The sequence below is a fragment of the Streptococcus oralis subsp. tigurinus genome, from assembly GCF_002093575.1.
GTDB lineage: Bacteria > Bacillota > Bacilli > Lactobacillales > Streptococcaceae > Streptococcus > Streptococcus oralis_CH.
Genome location: NZ_LNVH01000011.1, coordinates 19,172 through 39,844, shown reverse-complemented (window position 1 = coordinate 39,844; position 20,673 = coordinate 19,172). Strand labels below are relative to the sequence as shown.

Here is a 20,673-nt window from a genome sequence, read left to right as displayed (position 1 = left end):
TAACATATGTACATGATCAGGCATTAAGTGTCCTTCGATAATCTCAACACCTTTATAACTACATAATCGGTGGAATATTTCTCCCAAACTACTTCGATATGGATTATAAATGACTTTTCGTCTATACTTAGGGGTGAACACAATGTGATATTTGCACATCCACTTTGTGTGTGATAAACTATGTGCCTTTTGTGCCATATTTTTCTCCTTTCGCTTTACAATTGGCTTGAACACCTTTATTGTATCGCGTTTGGAGTTTTTTGGTATAACCTTCGACGCGCACCCGCTTAGCGGGTGGTTTATTTGTCTCGCACCTTACGGAGCGAGACAGACTAATAGTCACATAAACAAAGAAAATGAGTAGCTGATAACTACTCATTTATAAATATAAAATCCGACTGCTGGATGATAATACACCTAAAGGTGCTCTCTGTAAGTATAGTAATTCTTTCGAATTAACGTTTACTAAATTGTGAAGCTTTACGAGCTTTCTTAAGACGTGGTTGGTGGAATCTACACCTCTTTAAATACTAAAAGCCTTTATTATTGCACTTTTATCGCTATGTACTTTTCACTTTACGTTATATAATTTCAAATAATTTCATTTGAATAAGGTAAATTTCGCAACACTTCCAAAAAATAGAATACTGAGCTAGAGGTTACCTTTATTGTATGAGATACCTTTTTACTTTTCTAGTGAGTTAATAAAAAATAATTTTTTATTGACCTTCACATCATGTCAAGCCGTATAATGATAGTATAAGGAGGAAAAGAAATGAGAATTGGAGAGGTTTCTAAATTGACGAATGTCAGTATGAGGTCGTTGCGCTATTATGAGGAAAAAGGATTAATCTGTCCAGAAAGATTAGAGAACGGTTACCGTGATTATGATAAATTAACGCTAGAGCGAATTAAGACATTAAAATTATATTTTGATTTAGGATTAACAACAGCAGAAATACAGCAGGTCATGGGTTGTGATCCCTTTGTTTTTCCATATGAGAACCTTATGTGTAAAGATATTATTATGATCTATGAGGATAAGCTTAAAGAAGTTAGCCATCAAATTCAGATTTTACAACAGATTGAATCCCGCTTAAAAGAGCGATTGATGAAAATTTATCATTTAAAGGAGAATGGCATAAATGAAAGGTATTGAAATAGTGAATTATGGTGGACCAGAGGTTGCTAAGGTTCGAACATTTAACAGTCCCGTTAGACGAGCAGGAGAAGTGATGATTCAAGTAGTTGCCTCTTCAATTAATCCAGTAGACATAAAGTATATGACGCCGGAAACGATTCAGAAAATTCCTTCTTTCCCAGCAATTCTAGGTTGGGATATTGCTGGGATTATAATAGAAGTTGATAAGAATTCAAATTTTTCCGTTGGTGAGCGTGTGGTGGCTTTTCATCCACAAGGGAGCTGGCAGCAACTAGTTGCTGCCTCTGAGAATCAGGTTGTAAAATTGCCTGATAATATTGATTTTATTAGTGGAGGCAGTATTCCTTTAGCCGCTTCAACGGCTTTGCAAGCTTTAAGAAGATTACGACTAGAGCCCGGCGAACGTTTACTTGTTACCGGAGCAGCTGGCAGTGTCGGCTATTACGCACTTCAATTTGCTCTGAAAATGGGAGTTAAAGCATCTGGCTTAGTAAGAAATAAAAAACAAAAAATGAGCATAAATTTATTAGACACAGAAATTTATACAAATGATGATCCTATTCCTGAATTTGATGCTGTCTTTGATACGGCAGGTGTACTAAATCGTATTGATGTTATCCACAAGGGTGGAAGACTCGTGACTGTCAGCGATGAACAGATTGATCCACAAGTACTAAAACATACCTCTTTTGCTGAACATAATTACGTTAGAGTAAACAAGGAAGACTTGGAAGAAATTGTCCATCTTGTTTCGGAAGCAAAGATAGAAACCAGAGTTGCAAAGATATATTCTTTTAATAATGTTCAGGAAGCTCTAGCACAGGCTATAAAGTCTGGAAATAATGGAAAAGTCATGCTCATTTTCTAGAAGTCTGGGACAATAGCCTTCCCGATTAAAGTAAGAAGCAACGGTTTAATGCCGTTACTTTTTGTGTTGTAGAGATAGTCTTGGTAAAATATAGGGGGAACCTGAATTTCATTAAATACTAAAAGCCTTTATTACTGCACTTTTATCATTTTCAGCCTTTCTGCAAAGAAATTAATATTTTCTAAAATCCTAGTTTCTACAATACCATATCACCATATCAATTTCCTGTCACTTCTATCATTAAGAATTTTTCTTACTAAAACTTCTGAAAATTATCTAGCATCCTCTTTTTTATCTCTTTTTAGAAAGCTTGTATAAAAATATCGTGAATCAAATCCCCCAATAATTGACTCATAGTCTTAAGAACTTAAGCTAAATACAACCAGTCTTTCACTCAATCCCCATCTTCGCTGCTTTCTCTGCATGGATAACTGTTGTGTCATAAAGAGGAAGAGCTATATCAGATTGCTTTACCAGAAGACCAATCTCTGTACAGCCTAGGATAACGGCTTCTGCACCAGCATTTTTTAAATCGTCTATAACGGTAAGATATGTCTGTTTTGAACTTTCTCTGATATCTCCCAGACAGAGTTCATCATAGATAATCCGATTGACGTCCGCAATGCCTGCTTGGTCTGGAATCAGCACTTCTAGCCCAGATTCTAGTAATTTCTCCTTGTAAAAGTCTTGGGTCATGGTGTACTTAGTCCCCAAGAGTCCAACCTTTCGAATACCATCATCTACCAGGGCTTGAGCAGTTGCTTGCGCAATGTGCAAAATTGGAATTGCAATTTTCTTCTGAATCTGCGGTGCAACCTTGTGCATGGTATTGGTACAGATGACGATAAAGTCCGCACCCGCCTGCTCTAAGCGCTGGGCAATGTCCGTCAGCACCTGCGCACTCTTGTCCCAGTCTCCAACAGCCTGATAATGCTCAATCTCTGCAAAATCCACACTGTAAAGCAGGATTTTAGCAGAATGCAGACCGCCTAGTTCCCTTTTGATAGTTTCGTTGATAATTTGGTAGTAAGAAGTGGTGCTTTCCCAACTCATACCCCCGATTAAACCGATTGTTTTCATCGTCTAATTAACCTCCTCCTTGTTAATGATTGTCAATGAATTGTACAATATTCTACTGTGAGATCTGTTTCCGACGGCAATCGCAAACAACACCTCCGTGATAGTCATTTCTTTACATCCTTCCACAAAGGGATCAATAATAATTTGGTTCATAACAGTCTTAATTTATATGACTAAATCCAGATTTTTAGCTTATCACTCTATCATCAAATTTTGGCTAATTTATATAGTTTATATTCATAGTGATAGGTGGAATAAGTTAACAAAAAACCAGTTGTATTATACTGTAAGAAAAAATGTGGTAGTTATTCAAACGGGCTGTCCTCATTATACTACTAAAACCCCTTACTTACAATATATTATTCCCAACCTAAAATATCTGATTGCCAAATTCTCAACTTGTTCATTCTATTCTTTAAACAAAACTAGGAGAACTGAGCATACTGCTCTGCAAGTTTGCCTTATTTTGAAATATCATAAAGATTATGGCGGCGAAAAACTACTAAATAAAGTAAGAAAATAATCCATAAAATTGGAAGCCCCCAATTCACCAGAGGAAGACCAGCTGTAAACGGCATAGTCTTAAACAGAATAGATAAAATAAGGAGTAAAACAACTAACACAATGAAAGAAGGGGCGTTTCCAACTGTAACAGAGACATTGTCATTTTCTTTGATATCTAGAAGTAATGTCTGACTTGTAAATCCCAGAATGTCTTTAATATAAAGAGAATGTTTTCCTGCCGATAGTTCAATTTGCTTATCTACAATTGCAGTAACTCTGCCTTGATTGACATCGTCCACTATCAGATAAAGCAAGCCTCTGTCATTGACAAAACTTAATTTTCTATGAAGTTGTAAAACAGCCATAATAAATACCTCCTAACGACCAATATTATATATGTTTTAAAAATTGAATATAGGCAGATGCGCTTCTCTCAATTTTTTACTTTGTTGAAACCAGGTGTCCTCTCTGAACCATAAAAAAGTAAAGAAATTACGATAATTTCAGTGACAATAAAAATTTAAATAAAATCTTAAAAGGAACTATTCCCTGCTCAAGAGTATAATAATATTTCCCATCAGGTTGATCATCCTTTTCCTGAATCCCAGCAGATACTGCTAATGCTATTTTTCTCCTCTGTAATTTATCTCCTCCATTTTTACCATAAAACCAACCATAAATTAATACATTATCTATCCACTTTTTAGCAATGACGGACTAGAAAAATTAAATATAGGAAATTGAAAAACTAAGTTTTGATGAGATTCAACTAATTACTATTCTCTTTTTTTATTTATAGTACCTTCTGGGCATTCTTTATATAATTCATGAAATTGTATATTCTTCTAGATATTTCCCCAATTCCTCAATCCAACGTTTATTAATGGTTGAATGTTCCATATCTGAGTGTGTCACTATGATTAATGTTTTCATATATATTTTCCTCCCTATTTATTAGGTACTGAATTATCAAATTAAGTGCACAAATTCCTCATAGATACTTCATAAGATATTATTTAATTTAGATATTTCTGAGCTCTATGATTTAGTTTTTCTTCCTATTTTTTGAATTAAGAAATCATCAATCTTTATCCGGTGTTGTGATTTCATTTGTCAATTACTTCACCATCAGAGCCATTAGCAGTTATAATTATCCTACTTTAACAGCTAGTTGATTTGAGGAAATAAAAATAGCAAATCTGTTAGTGTAGCAAGACAATTTCTATCATTTTGACCAATATTCTCTATTCCCTATTTCAAATACTTATCGGTTTTTTATTGGTTTTTACGAATGGTATGGGAAATTAGTGAAGTAGGATAATTTTACTTACTACAGAAATTATGAAACTATATTTAGATACTCTTTAGGACTCTATCTCAGATTACCCAAAGGAATAGAATTTCCCGATTCATGCATTACTCTATTCGGTTCGAAGAGCTTCAACAGGATTCTTGCGAGCGGCAATCTTGGAAGGAATATAGCCAGCAAAGAATGTCAAAACAATGCTAAGAGCCACTAATGCAGCTGCATTCTCAGGAGAGAGGTTAGCTGTGAAACCTTTGATATTCAACGAATCAGCTACCAATTGGTTAATAGGAATAGTCAGAAGTGTTGCTATTCCGATACCTAATACCCCAGAGCTCAAACCCAACAGCCCTGCTTCAGCATTAAAAATGCGCGAAATATCTTTCTTACGGCTTCCCAGAGCTCGCAAAATTCCGATTTCTTTCGTTCTCTCTACAACAGAAACATAGATTAAAATTCCAATCATAATGGAAGAAACTAACAGTGAGATGCCTGAAAAGGCAGTTAGAATAAAGGTTACAGAACCAATAATATCAGTAAAAGCCTCTGATACTGTTTTTGCCATATCCGTATAGGAGACAGAATAGCGTTCATAATCATTGCTGTTTTTGCCATATTTTTTGGCTACATCTTCATTAAAGGTGTGTATAGTTTGCAGGATCTTCTTTCGATCTTCAAAAGACTTGGCATAAAAACTTAAACTTGTTGGTGTGTTGTCACCTCCTAGTTGTCGCATCATTGTTTGGTAGCTTTCTTCTGACAGAACCTCGCCACTGATGTCCAAGACACTACGGGTCTGGCTTTTTTCCTGTGCTTGAACAATAGCTGAACTTTTTTCTACCTCCAATAATTGATTGAGAAAAGTTTGACTATAGCCAATCGTTCCATTAAATGGGGTTGTGGTAGCATCCTTTAGCTGCATGATTTCTGTTATTCTCAGAGTTTGCCCTTCTTGATAAAGGCTGTCTGTCACTTCATTAGGAATAAAGCGCTCTCCAATTTGTCGGAAATATTGGTCATTTGTAAGAACATGGATTTCTTTACCAAGAAGTTCTTCTATCTTTACTTTATTTTTTCCCTTATATCCTAACATAGCAAGTTGTTGTTCGCTTAAACTACCATCTGAATCTAAAAATAGAATAGCTTGATTACCAGTTGGATACTTAAATATCTTATCTTCGCTAGCAACTAATCGGTACTTATCCGTAATGGTGGTTTCATCTGTTGGAAGAACTGCAAAGTTGGTAGTAGTTGCCATTAAAGTTCGTACCACATTATCTTGAATCTGATGGATCTGACCATCTGTATCCTTGACAAAAGCCTTAAGAGTATAACCAGTATTGAAATTTAGACTTTTGTAGTAAGATTTAGCATGCTTTTTCATATATGAGATGAAATCGCCGTCTTTTCCCCCTAGAGCATCTTCAGTGTAACGATTCTGATGTGTTTTCCCTTGCTCAGCTACCTTGATTTCTTTGATTGGTTTTTCAGTTTTTTCTGCTAATCGATCGGATAAGGTTCGAATTCCTCCTGAGTCTGCTGCTGATATAGTTATGGGCATAGTGGAAAGGGTGTCTTCCTGCATACTTTTAATATAGCCATTCATCCCAGATGAAATCGCTAAAACAGAAGCAATACCTATAATTCCAATACTTGCTGCAAAAATCGTTAAAATACTCCGAACTTTCTTAGTCAGTAAATTTTTAAAACTAGAGCTAATTGCCCGAGCAAAAGACATAGAAGTTTTGCCCAGCTTGTAACCCTTATTGGAATCAATTTGAGGATTTGGGGCTGTATCTTCGATAATCTTTCCATCTGATAATCGGACAATTCGACTACTACATTTTTCTGCCAACTCAGGATTATGAGTCACCATGATAACCAACTTACCCTGACTGATTTTCTTAATCAATTCCATAATTTGTATACTAGTGCTACTGTCTAGTGCGCCAGTAGGTTCATCAGCTAAAATAATTTTAGGATTGGTTACCAAGGCCCGAGCAATAGCCACTCGCTGCATCTGACCACCAGATAATTGATTGGGTTTCTTGTGAATATGCTGCTCCAGTCCAACATCTTTCAGAGCTACAACAGCTCTTTCCTGACTTTCTTTATTGGATAAACCTGAGATAGATAGAGCTATTTTAACATTTTCTAATACTGACAAATGGCTGATGAGCTGGTAATTTTGAAAGATAAAACCAATGGTCCCATTACGATAACTATCCCAATCTTTATCTTTGAAAGATTTCGTCGAAGTGCCATCTACAATCATATCTCCTTCATCATAACTATCTAAACCACCAATAATATTGAGGAGAGTTGTTTTGCCGCTGCCACTAGCGCCTAGGATAGAGACAAATTCATGTTCACCAAAACGGATGGATACATCATTCAGTACTCGGTTTTCTTCCTCACCACTATTGTAAATCTTTGTAATATGCTTTAATTCTAACATCAACATCTCCTCTCTTCTTGCTCTCTACCTGACATACAGTCAAAATTCCAAGAAAAGTCTGTTTTTATAATTTTATTGACATTTATCAAATGCAGCTGGCGATCTGAGCTATGTCTTCCAAAAATTGTTGGCGTTTATCATCGGAAATCTTTTCGACACCTGCTAATTGAGTCAATTTAACCGGTGCAACAGCGCAAGTTTTTAAAATTTGATTTTTTAGGACTTTGCCATAATCCTGTGCAAAAGGTGTTACAAAAGAAGGTGTGTTATGAGTCGTGATGATCCAAGCAGATTTCCCTTGTAAATGCCCTTCAAGACCGACTTTTTTATAAGAATAAGCAAAACCTGCTACAAAGACACGGTCAATGAACCCTTTGAGTATGGCAGGCATACCACTCCACCAAAGAGGGAAAATAAAGATTAGATGATCCGCCCAGGTAACCAAATCACGGTATTCTTCCATTTCAACAACTTTGTCTAAGTCACGCCGTTTATGACTTTCATCAAATCGTAATATCGGGTCAAATTGCTCATTGTATAAATCTAAGGTTTTAACAGAATGTTTGCTCGAAATGTTAGCTTGAACCTGCTTGAGAATCACTCCGTTAAAACTTTGATGGGTTGGGTGAGTATAGATGATTAAAATATTCATGATCGTTCTCCTTTGATATAAATATCAAGCATATGCTCAATAGTAGTTTGAATCGCTTTGTTATCAAAATCATAACCAATGGGACTGTTCGCCAGAACGGCAAGACCTGAAATGAAACTCCAAAAGTGAAACAATGTTTCAGCTTCACTATTGGTGAACTGTTCCTCTTTACGGAGCTTCAAAACAATACGCTTAAATTCTTCAAAACCTGGTAAATCTGAATCCAGCGAAATAGTATCCTGTGTGACCTTCATATATTTGAAAGGAAATTTAACAAAGAGAGCTTCAAAGAAATATGGATACTGTTTGGCAAAGGTGATGAAGTTAAATCCCATTTTAGCCAATTGATGGCGAGCAGAAGATTCCCAATCAATTTCCTGTTGCATTTCTTGATTGAGAAAAGTAGAGAGGCGTTTTAAAACCACTTTTAAATAATTTTCTTTGCTTTCAAAATGGCGATAAGGAGTTCCGTGGGTCACACCACAAGATTTAGCAATAGTTCTCAGCGAAAGTTGATCAATGCCATGTTTTTTGATCTCTTCCACTCCTGTCTGAATAAGTCTTTCTTTCAATTCTGCTGTGTTGCGTTTCATATCTCTCCTCCAAAAGTATACATCGTCTACATTTTTAGTATACACTGTCTACATTGTTTTGTCAATTCTAAGAGTATAATAAAATCCCTTTTTGTTGTAAAAGGAATAAAAAGGGATTAGGGATAGAGAAACCATCATAGTTTATGTATATTCATTCTACAGAGGTTTGCGCTTTTTAAAATATATCTATAATAAAATAGTCGCATCAGAAAGCCTGCCGTCCAGCCAAAAGGAGCGGCTATCCAAATGCCATTAAATCCTAGTGAGGTATGGGATAACAAGACGGCTAAAGGCACCTGAAGAATACAGAAAGTTGTGATAGAAGCAATCAAAGGAAGAAGAGATTTTCCATAACCTAATAATAAGCCATTTAACACCTGCATCGCTCCGAAAATCAGATAAAAGACTGATACAATACGCAAATACTGTTGACCAATTTGAATGACAGCTGCATCATGATTAAAAATGGAAATGAATGCTGGAGCAAAAACAAAAATCATAACAGAAATGCAGATTGATAAACTGATTGAAAATAATAAGGTACTTCTACCACCCTTGCTAATGCGCTCTCTTTTCCCAGCCCCTTCATTTTGAGCTGTAAAATTCATCAATGCCTGTCCGAGATTAACAGCAGGCATTTCTGCAAAAGAGTCAACCTTAGACGCTGCTGTATAGGCTGCAATAGCGCTTGTTCCAAAACTGTTGACAAGAAACTGAATCACCAGAAAGCCAAAACTAATGAAAACCTGCTGCAGCGTAGCAGGAAGCCCAATAGATAACGATGAACGCAATTCTTTGCTGCTCCATTTTAAATCGGATAAATGAGGAAACAAGTCTGGATATTTTTGCTTCATGTACAATAAACAGACAAAGAAAGAAAAGTACTGAGCGATGACAGTAGCACCGGCGGCACCAGCAACACCACAATGAAAGCCAGCAATAAAAACTACATCTAAAAATGCATTCAGACAAACCGAACTAATTAAAATATAAGTTGGTGTCTTAGAATCTCCAATCCCTCTCAAACAATTCGCTAAAGTATTGTATGCAAAAAGCGGCACCAAGCCTAAAAAGATAATTTTTAAATAAACATCCGCATCAGCTAATAAAGATTGAGGTACATTTAATTGTCTTAGAAATATGCTCGAATAGAAAATCCCCAAAATTGTTAAAATAAAAGCTAGAATACTCGTGAAAATCAAGTTCGTATCAAGAATATCTTTCATCTTTTGGAAACGTTTTGCTCCATAAAGCTGGGAGATAAGTACACTGGCTCCAATGGAGATTCCTGTTGAAAGGGCAACTGTTAAGGCTACTACTTGAGCACTAGCACCAACAGCTGCCAATCCTTTTGTCCCCACAAGATTTCCGACAATGGCAGTGTCTGTCACATTATATAATTGCTCAAATAAATTTCCTAAGAGGATGGGAACAGAAAAATAGAGTATAGTTTTTAATTCATTTCCTTTAGTTAAGTCCGTCATTTATTTTCTCCTTTTAATCTGCTATAATAAGATTAAAACCATACAATTCGTACAATATCATTATAAATAAAAAATTGGCTCTTATTATCCAAAAAATTGTCGGCAAGATAATTTTATAAGGAGAGAATATGTCTGTTAATTCATTTGAACATTATCCCATGACGTGGAAACCTAATAAGAAACTGTTAAAAGCCCCTCTGTACCTTACACTGGCAGAGTTGCTAGAGCAAGATATTGTCAGCGGCCGGCTGGCATCTGAAACCAAATTGCCGCCACAGCGTGAGTTAGCAGACTTTTTAGATATTAATCTCAGCACTGTTACGCGGGCTTTTAAACTATGCGAACAAAAGGGAATCATTTATGCCGTTATTGGCAAGGGAACCTTTGTGTCACCAAATAAAGCAACTCCTTTAGGGGCGCTTGAAAAGAATCAGTCACTAATTCCACTCGGTAATCTGAGACCTTACTATCAACTGAACACTATTGCATCAGATACCGTTAGGCGATTGCTGCAGAGCCCTTCTATGGATAGACTCTTTCGCTTTGATACGGTTAATGATACCGACTGGCACACAAGAATTGCCCAGTATTGGCTGAAAAATTTTTCTCTCAGTACTTCTCAAGAGAATATCTTTCTAACCTCCGGCACTCAAAACGCACTTGTTTTGCTTTTTCTAACGGTATTTCAGGCTGGTGATAAGATTGCCACAGATACCTTTACCTATACCAATTTCATCTCCCTAGCCCGTCAGTTTCGGATTGAATTGATTCCCATCATATCTGATACTAAAGGCATTCTTCCTGAAGATTTGGAGAAAAAGTGCCAACAGCATCAGATTAAGGGAATTTATCTAGTGCCGACAAACAATAATCCAACTGGTGCTACCTTAACCGCACAGCGCCGAAAAACTTTAGCTGATATCATCATAAAACATCAGCTTTTGTTAATTGAAGATGATACCTATGCCTTTATCAATAAGCAACAGCTGCCTCCATTAGCCAGCCTGATTCCTGACTGTACCTTTTATATCCATGGGCTTTCAAAAGCGTTGTTTCCTGGCTTGCGGATCGCCTATATGGTCGTGCCTGACCGATTTATCAAAAAGATTTCACTTACAGCTAACAATATCAATACTCATATCTCTTTGTTAAATGCTGAAATTACCAGTGAACTCATTTCAAGTGGACAAGCCCAAGAAATTATCCAGCAAAAAAACCGATTGTCAGAAGAACGCAATCGTCTTTACCATCAGTTCTTCCCTGAAGTTACTTCTGAGAATCCTTTTGCTTTATTTCAATGGCTGCCATTACCAAAGGAATGGAAAGGATATGAAGTTGAAACTCTTGCCCGGCAGCATGGTGTAGAAATTCTTTGTGCAGAACGGTTTTTTGTCGGCGGTGTCATAGAGCAGTCAGCCTTACGAGTATCCATCTGTTCGCCAGAAAATATGGAAGAATTAGAAATAGGACTAAATATCCTTACAAATTTATTAAGATGATAAGAAGTACGAATTATATTAAAAATGATATTATTTTACTCTTAAGAGAAAATTGAGAAAAAATAACATAAAACGGATTAATCGGTTAAAAGTTGTACAATAGGGCCTGTCAAAGAATTTTGACTTAGCCCTCCCTAAATGTTAAAGAATTTAACCTAGACCAAAAAGGAGAAAAACGATATAATGATGATGAAAAGAGAAATGCTTGGAAAGCAGTTAAGAAGAAGCAGAGAAGTATTTGGCTACAGTCAGATTCAAGTAGCTAATTTGCTTGGTGTCTCCCGGAAAACAGTTTCTAACTGAGAAAATGACAAAACGATTCCAGATGGCATCAGTCTAATACAGTTAGCAGATATTTATCATATTTCTTTAGATGAATTATGCGGTCGGACAGTTTTGCGAAAATCGACATCTCATTCGGTTAGTAAGGTGGAAATCGGGCAAACGCTTGGCTTAGTTGGTGTATTCCTATGCTGCTCGCTCGTTAGTCTGACAAATATCCTATTTTTTAGTTTCCTTTTTCTCTGCTTCTTAATCTTTTTCATCTATTCTCATTTTCAAAAATACAATCATTAATATTGGAGGTCAGAAATGACAAAAGAAACAAGGGGATTAGCCTTAATTGCGGGTATTTATTTTCTTCTTTTTGTAATTCCGCATTTTATACATTTTTCATATGGAAATCAGTCACTTAGGATGATTATCCCGCTACTGGCTTATATTTTCCTAGCTTTATTTGGACTCTATGTGTTGCGTTATCGGTTAAAGGAAAATTTGTTGTGGATAAAACAGCATAAGCTGAAAAGTTTGGGGATTACACTGCTTGTTTTTTTAGCGATGACCTTCTTTACGATAGCAGGCAGTTTTTTAGCTCAGTTAGGCTATTCATTTTTTAACATTGACCAGGCAAACTTAACTAACGATACCAATATTGGATCGGCAATGAATTTATTTCCTGTACCTCTGCTAATCTTGGTTTTAGGTGTCTTAGGACCTTTTGTTGAAGAAATTATCTATCGTTATATTTTGCTAAATTTTTTAAAAAAATATTGCTCTGCGGGAGTGGCGATTTTTTTATCCAGTCTTTGTTTTGCCATGATTCATGTCAATCATTTTACAGCCAATGAATTGTTAGGCGTTTTACCTCATTTTATGTCAGGTATTGTCTTTGCTTATACTTATTACAAAACAGATAATCTCCTTTTTTCATCTGCTGTGCATATCTTCAATAATACCAGTATATTTTTGCTGATATAAAGACGAGACTATGCCTAAATCGAGGTTGTTTCATCTGCTTTGAATTCTATATTTATTAAGGAAGAAGGTTCTTTTATATGTTAACCAGATGTTTTAGTTTTTTAGTCATCCTTTGTATTTTAGCCTATTTCTATTTAATGTTAGACTTGCATTTAAAAAATAAAGGCATCTACAATCCTATCAGACATGCTGTCAGTGACTACGGTGTAGGGAAGTATAAATATCTTTTTAACTGGGCAGGAATTGTCAGTACATTCCGTAATATTTTCTTGATAGGTGCTCTTATCTGTTGGAACTATGAGACTGCCTTTAAAGAAAAAGCTATTTGGTTATTGGTACTGGCCTTGGTGGGCTATTTCGGAGTTATGGTTTTTCCAACAGATATTGAAGGAAGCCGCAAAACAATCAGCGGTCGCCTGCACTTGCTGTTTGCTATTTTACAGTTTACTGTTTTGGCCATTTTTCTTTTTCAATTGACCGATGTAATGAGTGCATTAGTACCTTCGTTAGCTGTTTTCTTCTTGGCAATAGAATGGCTGATAAAGATTGGTTTATATGGATTGGTCGCCGCACTTATTTTACCTTTTTTAAAACCCTACTTTGGATTGTTAGAACGCATTTTTCTGTACGCAAGCAATATTTATATCCTGATTTTTTGTATAATACTATTTCAACAAAAATAGATTATGGGTTTCGTTATAGCTGTTTAGTGTATCTTTTATTATATATGGGATTCTTAATAAAGAATTGCTTGACTTGTACGATAAGATAATAAAGCGAAAAGGGGATTTAAATAGGTTGCTTACTACAATTTGAGATACTTTTACAACTAACTATAAGTGTGCTTGCTAATTGAGATACAAATCATTTATTAGAAAGAGAAAACTATGCTGAATGAACAAGATACTTATGTTCCGACGGGTATTTCTCCAAAAGAGACAGGCTTTGGTTATACTATGTCAGTAATTGGCAGGAAATATAAACGGCAATTCTACATATTTTACTAGAAAATCTTATGAGTTTTTATTGTGCACTTATATTGTATATTCAAGGTAGAAAAAAGCCCCATATGACCTATAATGAAAAGCGACCAAACCATCATTAGAAAGAATCATATGGAACCATCACATTTTATCACAAAATTACTAGACATTAAAGACCCTAATATCCAAATTATGGATGTCATTAATAAGGATACTCACAAGGAAATCATCGCTAAACTGGACTACGACGCCCCATCTTGCCCTTATTGCGAAAGTCAAATTAAGAAATATGACTTCCAAAAATCGTCTAAAATTCCTTACCTTGAAACGACTGGTATGCCTACTAGAATTCTCCTTAAAAAGCGTCGTTTCAAGTGCTATCATTGTTCGAAAATGATAGTCTCTGAGACTTCCCTCGTCAAGAAAGATCATCAAATCCCTCGTATGATCAATCAAAAGATTGCTCAAAAGTTGATTGAAAAGACTTCTATGACCGATATTGCTCATCAGCTGTCTATTCAACTTCAACTGTTATTCACAAGCTTAATGACTTCCGTTTTAATCATGATTTTTCTTGTCTGCCAGAGATTATGTCTTGGGACGAGTATGCATTCACTAAAGGAAAGATGAGCTTTATTGCTCAGGATTTTGAAAAGCTCAATATCATCACTGTCCTTGAAGGCAGGACACAAACTATCATCCGAAATTACTTTCTGCGCTACGAGCGAGCTGTTCGTTGTCAGGTGAAAATCATTACGATGAATATGTTTAGTCCCTACTATGGACTTGGCTAAACAGCTTCGCTTTCGAATTTCTAGTCTTAGGCTGAAACAGTCTCCCAGACTGTTTCACTCCCAAACGCTAAAATCGTTCTAGATCGTTTTCACATTGTCCAACACTTAAGCCGTGTTATGAGTCGTTTGCGTATCCAAATCATGAATCAATTTGAACGAAAATCCCATGAATATAAGGCTATCAAACGTTACTGGAAGCTCATTCAACAAGATAGTCGTAAACTGAGTGATAAGCGATTTTATCGCCCTACTTTTCGTATGCACTTGACGAATAAAGAAATTCTAAACAAGCTTTTGAGTTATTCAGAAGACTTGAAACACCACTATAAGCTCTACCAGCTCTTGCTTTTTCACTTTCAGAACAAAGACCCTGAGAAATTTTTCGGACTCATTGAAGACAATCTAAAGCAAGTTCATCCTCTTTTTCAGACTGTCTTTAAAACCTTCCTCAAGGACAAAGAAAAGATTGTCAACGCCCTTCAACTACCCTATTCCAACGCAAAATTGGAAGCGACTAATAATCTCATTAAACTCATCAAGCGAAATGCCTTTAGATTTTGGAACTTTGAAAACTTCAAAAAACGGATTTTCATCGCTCTCAACATCAAAAAAGAAAGGACGAAATTCGTCCTTTCTCGATCTTAGCTTTTTTTCAACTCACTACAGTTGACAAAGAGCCTTTATAATTTTGAAAGCTTTCCCTAGTTTTATCTTTAATCTTCAATTTCGATTTCAAGTCCATCGCCTAGGTCAAGCGTCACTTCTTGGTTAGGTGCCAAATCTTCTGCGACAGAGGTAGGAGTGGTTCCCTCTTCATCTTCAATCAAACCGTATTGAACACGAACCTGATGGTCAATCTCATCAAAAATCTCTGGGTGATCTGCCAAATATTTCTTAGCATTTTCAGATCCTTGTCCGATTTTTTCACCCTTGTAAGAGTACCATGCTCCCGCTTTTTGGATAATATCGAGATCACTTGCGATCTTCAAGAGCTCACCAGTCTTAGAAATCCCTTCTCCGTACATGATTTCAACGAAAGCTTCCTTAAACGGTGGAGCTACCTTATTTTTCACGACCTTGATCTTGGTTTCCTTACCGACATTGGTATCTTTTTGGTCACCAGTTCCTTTGATTTGTGTGCTTCCACGAACATCCAAACGGACCGAAGCGTAGAATTTCAGAGCACGTCCACCAGGTGTTGTTTCTGGATTTCCAAACATAACCCCAACCTTTTCACGCAACTGGTTGATAAAGATGGCAATTGTTTTGGTTTTATTGATCGAAGCACCAAGTTTACGCATGGCCTGGCTCATCATACGAGCTTGCAAACCAACGTGGCTGTCTCCAATATCTCCATCAATTTCTGCACGAGGTACAAGGGCTGCAACTGAGTCAATAACGACGAGGTCAACTGCACCTGAGTCAATCAATTTTCCAGCAATTTCAAGACCTTGCTCTCCTGAGTCTGGTTGTGACAAGAGCAATTCGTCAATATTCACACCAAGGGCTGCAGCATAGGCTGGGTCAAGAGCATGTTCCGCATCGATAAAGGCTGCAATACCACCTTCTTTCTGTGCTTGCGCAACAGCGTGAAGGGCAACCGTTGTCTTACCAGATGATTCTGGTCCGTAGATTTCGATGATGCGTCCTTTAGGATAACCACCTGAACCAAGAGCAATGTCAAGAGCCAACGACCCTGAACTCATGACTTGCACTTTTTGCTCCGCGCGCTCGCCTAAACGCATGATTGAGCCTTTACCGAAGTCTTTTTCAATCAGTTTAAGAGCATCGTTCAAGGCTTTTTCACGATCCGCTCCAAACTTTTTTGAAATCTCATCTAATTTTTTTGGTTTTTTCGCCATTCTGTTCTCCTATATTCTACTGGTTCTTAGACCTATCTACTATTATATCAAAATTTAGTCACTTAATAAAGCCTTGCGAACTAGGTTAAAGGCATGCATAACCGCGATGTGACGTACATCTGCTCGACTCCGTCCTGCGATATTAGCCTTGATCACCTCTGTCCCTTTCGCATGTGCCAGTCCAATAAAAACTGTGCCGGCTGGATGCCCCTCTAGGCTATCTGGACCTGCCACACCTGTCAGACTGACTCCATAATCAGACTGAGTCTTGAGTCGTGCCTGCTCTGCCATTTTTCGAGCCGTAAACTCAGAAACGACCCCGTGTTCTTTTAGCTCTTGATCGGAAATATCCAGCATCTTAGACTTTTCTTCTAAACTGTAAGTGACAAAACCGCCATTAAAGATAGCTGAAACACCTGAAAAGTCTGCTAAAGTAGCTTGAAAGAGACCTGCCGTCAAGCTTTCTGCCGCAGTAATGCTTTTCTGTCTCTTCTTTAGCCCTTCTACTACGACACTTGCGAGGCTGGTCTCCTCCCCATATCCATAACAGATGTCTCGTAGAGAATTCCCCTCGAAAGTTTGTCGATCCAAGATTTGATTTTCTAGGATGTCCAGTGCTTGATCAGCCTTCTCTTGACTGACTGCTTTTGTAGACAAGCGCAAGGTCACTTCTCCCGTTTTGGCATACGGTGCCAAAGTCGGATCGGTTTGATGATCAATCAAATCCGCCAAAATGGTCACCAACTGACTTTCGCCAATTCCAAAGAAACGAAGAACTCGGGAATATAGTTTGGTGCCTGTCATCAGCTTGGGTAAGAGCTGGTTTAAGACCATGGGTTTCAATTCACTTGGTGGACCAGGAAGAACGACGTAGGTCACTCCATCCACTTCCGACACCCCTCCTACTGCTAAACCTGTCTCATTTGGCAGCGGAGTTGCCCCTTCTACAATTTGGGCTTGGCGCTCATTATTCGGTGTCCGAGCATAGTCAGGTCTTTGAGCAAAAAAGATATCTAGTTTTTCCTGGGCTTGAGGATCAAACACTAGATCTTTTCCCAAAAATTTAGCCAGAGTTTGTTTGGTCAAATCATCCTCAGTTGGTCCCAAGCCCCCTGTCAAAATCACAAGATTACTACGTTGACTCGCAATCTCCAGCAAGGACAAAAGACGAGCTTCATTGTCTCCGACAGCTGTTTGGAAGTAGACATCTACCCCGATTTCGGCTAGCTTCTCTGATAAAAACTGAGCATTGGTATTGACGATCTGCCCTGTTAAAATTTCTGTTCCGACAGCAATAATTTCTGCTTTCATTTTTCCTCCTACTTATCTATTCGAATTTTTTTGAAAAAATCGCAGGAAATTTCCCACGATTCGATTCTTTGTTTTATTCTACCTCTTCGTTTGAAACACTAGTACTGGTTGAAGGCGCTGTCCGGCCAAAGGCTGTTTCGTACAGAACAGCATTGGTTTCTAATTCCGTCACTGGCTCTTTACCTAGTGAACTACGCAAGAGATTTTGCATTTCGAGCATATGTTCTGAAGTGACAATCTGATAAGAAATTCCCTGTAGTTCAGCATCTTCTCCACGCAATTGATGCGTTTCGATATTCTTGAAAGAATCTTGATAGCCGAGCAATTGTGGAATGCTCTTAGCTGATAAATCCACATTGGTCTGCATGTTGTCACTCAAAGCTTTGAGAATGCCTTGATAATGACTCACACTGTTCAGACTCAAAACCTTCTCTACGATTTTTTGAATGACTTCACGTTGACGTTTTTGACGGCCGTAGTCTCCTTCAGGGTCTTGGTAACGCATCCGTGAATACACCAAGGCTTCCTCACCATTCAAGTTTTGTTCCCCAACACCAATGGAAATCTTATTAAACTCTTCTTGGTCAGTGATAGAAATTGGAAAACCAAGTGTATTGTTGACAGTGATCCCACCAACTGCATCCACCAATTGTTGAAGTCCCTGCATGTTAACCATCACATAGCGGTCAATGTGGATATTCATCATCTTTTGAATAGTAGAAATTGCAAGTTCCGCACCACCATTGGCATAGGCCGCATTGAGTTTGGCTTCCTGAACTTGGCCATTTTCATTCTCGATCTTAGTCAAAATATCCCGTTCCAAACTCATCATAGTGGTTTTCTTTGTTTTGGGATTAACCGTCAGGAGTATCATAGAATCACTATTCCCTGCCCACGGATCTGTACGTTCCGAATTTCCCATATCTACCCCCATTAGGAGAATCGTTAAAGGCTCAGTTGCTTCGATAACGTTGGTTTCTTCACCGATTTTTTTGTAAGTTTTTTGACTCAGGGTTGCAGTCCCCTGCTGATAGATTGTGTAGGCATAAATTCCTACACCTACAACTGTTACGGCCAGGAAACCTAGCACCATTCCAATTAATTTTTTGATCATCTTGTTATTCATCTATCAATTTGCCCATCAGACAAACATCTAAAAATATCCCTTCTGCTAAATAGGCTCCTCTTTCTTGCAAGCCTTCTATGATAAATCCCATTTTTGAATAGAGGTGGATAGCAGCCTCGTTTCGTTTTTGTACACTGAGTTGCAAGCGGCGCAAGACACCACTGGCTTTAGCCCACTCGATGCCTTCTTCTAGAAGTATTGTAGCCAAGCCTTGGTTCCAAAATTTCTTGCGAACTGCTAGAAAAACATCTCCAATATGCCGAACTCTTAAATGTTGATCCGCTGTGATACTTAAGATACCTGCAATCTCATCATTCAGTAAGGCGAGAAGAGTAATTTGATTCTCCGATGCAGCTTGTTTTTCGATAAAAAGAGCCATTTCAGACGCTGTCATCATGATACCATTTTCATCTAGGCTAGTGAGGTCTGTCTCTTGACCGACACAATCTAAAAATGCAATCAAAGCTGTAGCATCTGAAGTCTCTGCCTCACGAATGCACAACTCATACTCCATCATAAAGCTCCTTGATGAGTTGTTCAGCCCGAGAGCCATGAGCCGTAAAATGAAGACAACGACCCTCAGCTTCTTTCAAAATTTCCAACTCCAAGTAAGAATCTGGTAAAGCCTCGCCCAAAAGATGCCCCCACTCAATAACAGTCACACCGCCACCAAAGAGAAACTCATCCAAGTCAATAGAATCAGCGTCTCCTTCGATACGGTAGACATCCAAATGGTAAAGCGGCAGACGCCCTTCATACTCTCTCACGATAGTATAAGTTGGACTTTTAATCATCTGACGGATATCCAAACCCTTGGCAAGGCCTTTTGTAAAGGTTGTTTTACCCGCACCCAACTCTCCCGTCAAGATCAGAACATCATCTTTTTGAAGCAAATGACCTAATCTTTCTCCGAGAGCTAGAAGCTCTTCTTCATTTTTTGTGTACATGTTACTATTATACCAAAAAGTTTCCTTTTGTGTGAATTTTCTTTATAGACTTACTATGCTAAATTTACAGTTCTCCTTGCCTTTCTTAGAAAAAAGTAAAAATACAAATAACAAATAAAACATCCCGAATCACATGTCCGTAAAATGAAATTTCCCTTTGCACGGATTTTGGAAAGAGGAAACGCGCACATAAAAAACCAAGACTGATATAAAGGAGAATGGAGGAGATTGTTACGGGATTTCTTAAGAAAATAATCGTGCCTAAAACGGAAATCACAACCGTTCTCTTCTTATTGAGATGGTTGTCCATATCCCGAATATATTTATCAAAAGGTAAGAAAATCCATAGATCTACTCCTAGCAAGAAAAAGAAGGAGGGTAAAAAGAGGTCAACCAGTTCCTGCTGCAATTTGCTAGTAGTTTGGATGCTTTCTGTGAGAACCAGACAGGTTGCCAGAAGATTGACTACTAAAAGAAGGCTATAAACAAGACTTACTTTCTTTTGAACACGCAAAATACTATGACTTTTCTGACCCAGGGTATGGAAGTAATTAATCCCAGCACAAAAGCCTGAAACTCCCACTATGAGAATTAAAAAATAGACATTTCCTTCTCTTAAGGATAAAAATGATTCCTTCCACAATAAACAACTTCCAAATAAAATTTGAGCGACAGCTAATAATAATAAAACACGAATTGATTTCATCATTTCCTTTTCTTCCTCCGTATAAGAAATTATACTCTGACAGGATTAGAAAATGATAAATGACTTCCAAAATGTCACATT

20 protein-coding genes and 1 pseudogene are annotated in these 20,673 nt (G+C 37.5%); 7 read left to right on the top strand and 14 right to left on the bottom strand.

Annotated elements, in window-relative coordinates:
* Positions 1–198: IS200/IS605 family transposase (gene tnpA / locus ATE37_RS10420; protein ID WP_142995869.1), on the bottom strand; the 198-nt coding region annotated here is incomplete at its 3' end.
* 577 nt (positions 199–775) lie between these two features.
* Between tnpA and ATE37_RS10415 the strand changes: the two genes are divergently transcribed.
* Positions 776–1,159 (top strand): MerR family transcriptional regulator, encoded by a 384-nt coding sequence (locus ATE37_RS10415; protein ID WP_084868964.1) that lies wholly within the window; start codon positions 776–778, stop codon positions 1,157–1,159.
* Positions 1,146–2,030, top strand: coding sequence for an NADP-dependent oxidoreductase (locus ATE37_RS10410; protein ID WP_084868963.1), 885 nt, complete (start codon positions 1,146–1,148; stop codon positions 2,028–2,030). The genes ATE37_RS10415 and ATE37_RS10410 overlap by 14 nt, the downstream gene beginning before the upstream one ends.
* Positions 2,031–2,420: 390 nt before the next feature.
* On the opposite strand, the gene ATE37_RS10405 is transcribed toward ATE37_RS10410, so the two are convergent.
* The 7 genes from ATE37_RS10405 to ATE37_RS10375 all read right to left on the bottom strand — a co-directional run bounded on the left by ATE37_RS10405 (position 2,421) and on the right by ATE37_RS10375 (position 10,107).
* Positions 2,421–3,110 (bottom strand): aspartate/glutamate racemase family protein, encoded by a 690-nt coding sequence (locus ATE37_RS10405; protein WP_084868962.1) that lies wholly within the window; start codon positions 3,108–3,110, stop codon positions 2,421–2,423.
* A gap of 461 nt (positions 3,111–3,571) precedes the next feature.
* Entirely contained in the window at positions 3,572–3,979 is a 408-nt protein-coding gene (locus ATE37_RS10400; RefSeq protein WP_007520721.1) for a hypothetical protein, read from the bottom strand.
* A gap of 127 nt (positions 3,980–4,106) precedes the next feature.
* Complete coding sequence (locus ATE37_RS10930; protein ID WP_241502114.1) at positions 4,107–4,325, bottom strand: NAD(P)H-dependent oxidoreductase; 219 nt, start codon at positions 4,323–4,325, stop codon at positions 4,107–4,109.
* A 710-nt stretch (positions 4,326–5,035) separates the two neighbouring features.
* Positions 5,036–7,378, bottom strand: coding sequence for an ABC transporter ATP-binding protein/permease (locus ATE37_RS10390; protein WP_084868961.1), 2,343 nt, complete (start codon positions 7,376–7,378; stop codon positions 5,036–5,038).
* 85 nt (positions 7,379–7,463) lie between these two features.
* Positions 7,464–8,030: an NAD(P)H-dependent oxidoreductase gene (locus ATE37_RS10385; RefSeq protein WP_084868960.1), complete on the bottom strand. Its 567-nt coding sequence runs from the start codon at positions 8,028–8,030 to the stop codon at positions 7,464–7,466.
* Positions 8,027–8,623, bottom strand: coding sequence for a TetR/AcrR family transcriptional regulator (locus tag ATE37_RS10380; protein WP_007520728.1), 597 nt, complete (start codon positions 8,621–8,623; stop codon positions 8,027–8,029). The genes ATE37_RS10385 and ATE37_RS10380 overlap by 4 nt, the downstream gene beginning before the upstream one ends.
* A 134-nt stretch (positions 8,624–8,757) precedes the next feature.
* The gene (locus ATE37_RS10375) at positions 8,758–10,107 is read right to left on the bottom strand and encodes an MATE family efflux transporter (RefSeq protein ID WP_007520729.1); all 1,350 of its coding nucleotides are present in this window, start codon (positions 10,105–10,107) and stop codon (positions 8,758–8,760) included.
* 128 nt (positions 10,108–10,235) lie between these two features.
* On the opposite strand from ATE37_RS10375, the gene ATE37_RS10370 reads away from it, so the two are divergent.
* The 5 genes and pseudogenes from ATE37_RS10370 to ATE37_RS11050 all read left to right on the top strand — a co-directional run bounded on the left by ATE37_RS10370 (position 10,236) and on the right by ATE37_RS11050 (position 15,285).
* Positions 10,236–11,606 (top strand): aminotransferase-like domain-containing protein, encoded by a 1,371-nt coding sequence (locus ATE37_RS10370; protein WP_084868959.1) that lies wholly within the window; start codon positions 10,236–10,238, stop codon positions 11,604–11,606.
* Positions 11,607–12,197: 591 nt separating this feature from the next.
* Positions 12,198–12,863 carry a CPBP family intramembrane glutamic endopeptidase gene (locus ATE37_RS10360; RefSeq protein ID WP_084868958.1) on the top strand — a complete coding sequence of 222 codons (666 nt, stop codon included), beginning with the start codon at positions 12,198–12,200 and terminating at the stop codon, positions 12,861–12,863.
* 77 nt (positions 12,864–12,940) lie between these two features.
* The gene (locus tag ATE37_RS10355) at positions 12,941–13,546 is read left to right on the top strand and encodes a DUF998 domain-containing protein (protein WP_084868957.1); all 606 of its coding nucleotides are present in this window, start codon (positions 12,941–12,943) and stop codon (positions 13,544–13,546) included.
* Between the two features lie 432 nt (positions 13,547–13,978).
* Positions 13,979–14,476, top strand: coding sequence for a transposase family protein (locus ATE37_RS11055; protein WP_419150870.1), 498 nt, complete (start codon positions 13,979–13,981; stop codon positions 14,474–14,476).
* A pseudogene (locus ATE37_RS11050) lies at positions 14,437–15,285 on the top strand (transposase). Before ATE37_RS11055 ends, ATE37_RS11050 begins: the two are co-directional and overlap by 40 nt.
* Before the next feature lie 68 nt (positions 15,286–15,353).
* Here the strand turns inward: ATE37_RS11050 and recA are convergent.
* From recA to ATE37_RS10320, 6 genes are all read right to left on the bottom strand, one after another.
* Entirely contained in the window at positions 15,354–16,502 is a 1,149-nt protein-coding gene (recA, locus tag ATE37_RS10345) for a recombinase RecA (protein WP_084868956.1), read from the bottom strand.
* A 54-nt stretch (positions 16,503–16,556) separates the two neighbouring features.
* The gene (locus ATE37_RS10340; RefSeq protein WP_084868955.1) at positions 16,557–17,813 is read right to left on the bottom strand and encodes a competence/damage-inducible protein A; all 1,257 of its coding nucleotides are present in this window, start codon (positions 17,811–17,813) and stop codon (positions 16,557–16,559) included.
* A gap of 73 nt (positions 17,814–17,886) precedes the next feature.
* Positions 17,887–18,927: a glycopolymer--peptidoglycan transferase LytR gene (lytR, locus tag ATE37_RS10335; protein WP_084868954.1), complete on the bottom strand. Its 1,041-nt coding sequence runs from the start codon at positions 18,925–18,927 to the stop codon at positions 17,887–17,889.
* 4 nt (positions 18,928–18,931) lie between these two features.
* Positions 18,932–19,453, bottom strand: coding sequence for a GNAT family N-acetyltransferase (locus ATE37_RS10330; RefSeq protein ID WP_084868953.1), 522 nt, complete (start codon positions 19,451–19,453; stop codon positions 18,932–18,934).
* Complete coding sequence (tsaE, locus tag ATE37_RS10325) at positions 19,443–19,886, bottom strand: tRNA (adenosine(37)-N6)-threonylcarbamoyltransferase complex ATPase subunit type 1 TsaE (protein ID WP_084868952.1); 444 nt, start codon at positions 19,884–19,886, stop codon at positions 19,443–19,445. The genes ATE37_RS10330 and tsaE overlap by 11 nt, the downstream gene beginning before the upstream one ends.
* Positions 19,887–19,971: 85 nt before the next feature.
* The gene (locus ATE37_RS10320; RefSeq protein WP_084868951.1) at positions 19,972–20,595 is read right to left on the bottom strand and encodes a hypothetical protein; all 624 of its coding nucleotides are present in this window, start codon (positions 20,593–20,595) and stop codon (positions 19,972–19,974) included.
* Between the last annotated feature and the right edge of the window lie 78 nt (positions 20,596–20,673).

Bases quoted from the DNA above. Each gene is read 5' to 3' on its own strand.
- ATE37_RS10415 (WP_084868964.1), top strand. From the start codon at position 776: ATGAGAATTGGAGAGGTTTCTAAATTGACGAATGTCAGTATGAGGTCG.
- ATE37_RS10410 (WP_084868963.1), top strand. From the start codon at position 1,146: ATGAAAGGTATTGAAATAGTGAATTATGGTGGACCAGAGGTTGCTAAG.
- ATE37_RS10405 (WP_084868962.1), bottom strand. From the start codon at position 3,110: ATGAAAACAATCGGTTTAATCGGGGGTATGAGTTGGGAAAGCACCACT.
- ATE37_RS10400 (WP_007520721.1), bottom strand. From the start codon at position 3,979: ATGGCTGTTTTACAACTTCATAGAAAATTAAGTTTTGTCAATGACAGA.
- ATE37_RS10390 (WP_084868961.1), bottom strand. From the start codon at position 7,378: ATGTTAGAATTAAAGCATATTACAAAGATTTACAATAGTGGTGAGGAA.
- ATE37_RS10385 (WP_084868960.1), bottom strand. From the start codon at position 8,030: ATGAATATTTTAATCATCTATACTCACCCAACCCATCAAAGTTTTAAC.
- ATE37_RS10380 (WP_007520728.1), bottom strand. From the start codon at position 8,623: ATGAAACGCAACACAGCAGAATTGAAAGAAAGACTTATTCAGACAGGA.
- ATE37_RS10375 (WP_007520729.1), bottom strand. From the start codon at position 10,107: ATGACGGACTTAACTAAAGGAAATGAATTAAAAACTATACTCTATTTT.
- ATE37_RS10370 (WP_084868959.1), top strand. From the start codon at position 10,236: ATGTCTGTTAATTCATTTGAACATTATCCCATGACGTGGAAACCTAAT.
- ATE37_RS10360 (WP_084868958.1), top strand. From the start codon at position 12,198: ATGACAAAAGAAACAAGGGGATTAGCCTTAATTGCGGGTATTTATTTT.
- ATE37_RS10355 (WP_084868957.1), top strand. From the start codon at position 12,941: ATGTTAACCAGATGTTTTAGTTTTTTAGTCATCCTTTGTATTTTAGCC.
- ATE37_RS11055 (WP_419150870.1), top strand. From the start codon at position 13,979: ATGGAACCATCACATTTTATCACAAAATTACTAGACATTAAAGACCCT.
- recA (WP_084868956.1), bottom strand. From the start codon at position 16,502: ATGGCGAAAAAACCAAAAAAATTAGATGAGATTTCAAAAAAGTTTGGA.
- ATE37_RS10340 (WP_084868955.1), bottom strand. From the start codon at position 17,813: ATGAAAGCAGAAATTATTGCTGTCGGAACAGAAATTTTAACAGGGCAG.
- lytR (WP_084868954.1), bottom strand. From the start codon at position 18,927: ATGATCAAAAAATTAATTGGAATGGTGCTAGGTTTCCTGGCCGTAACA.
- ATE37_RS10330 (WP_084868953.1), bottom strand. From the start codon at position 19,453: ATGGAGTATGAGTTGTGCATTCGTGAGGCAGAGACTTCAGATGCTACA.
- tsaE (WP_084868952.1), bottom strand. From the start codon at position 19,886: ATGTACACAAAAAATGAAGAAGAGCTTCTAGCTCTCGGAGAAAGATTA.
- ATE37_RS10320 (WP_084868951.1), bottom strand. From the start codon at position 20,595: ATGATGAAATCAATTCGTGTTTTATTATTATTAGCTGTCGCTCAAATT.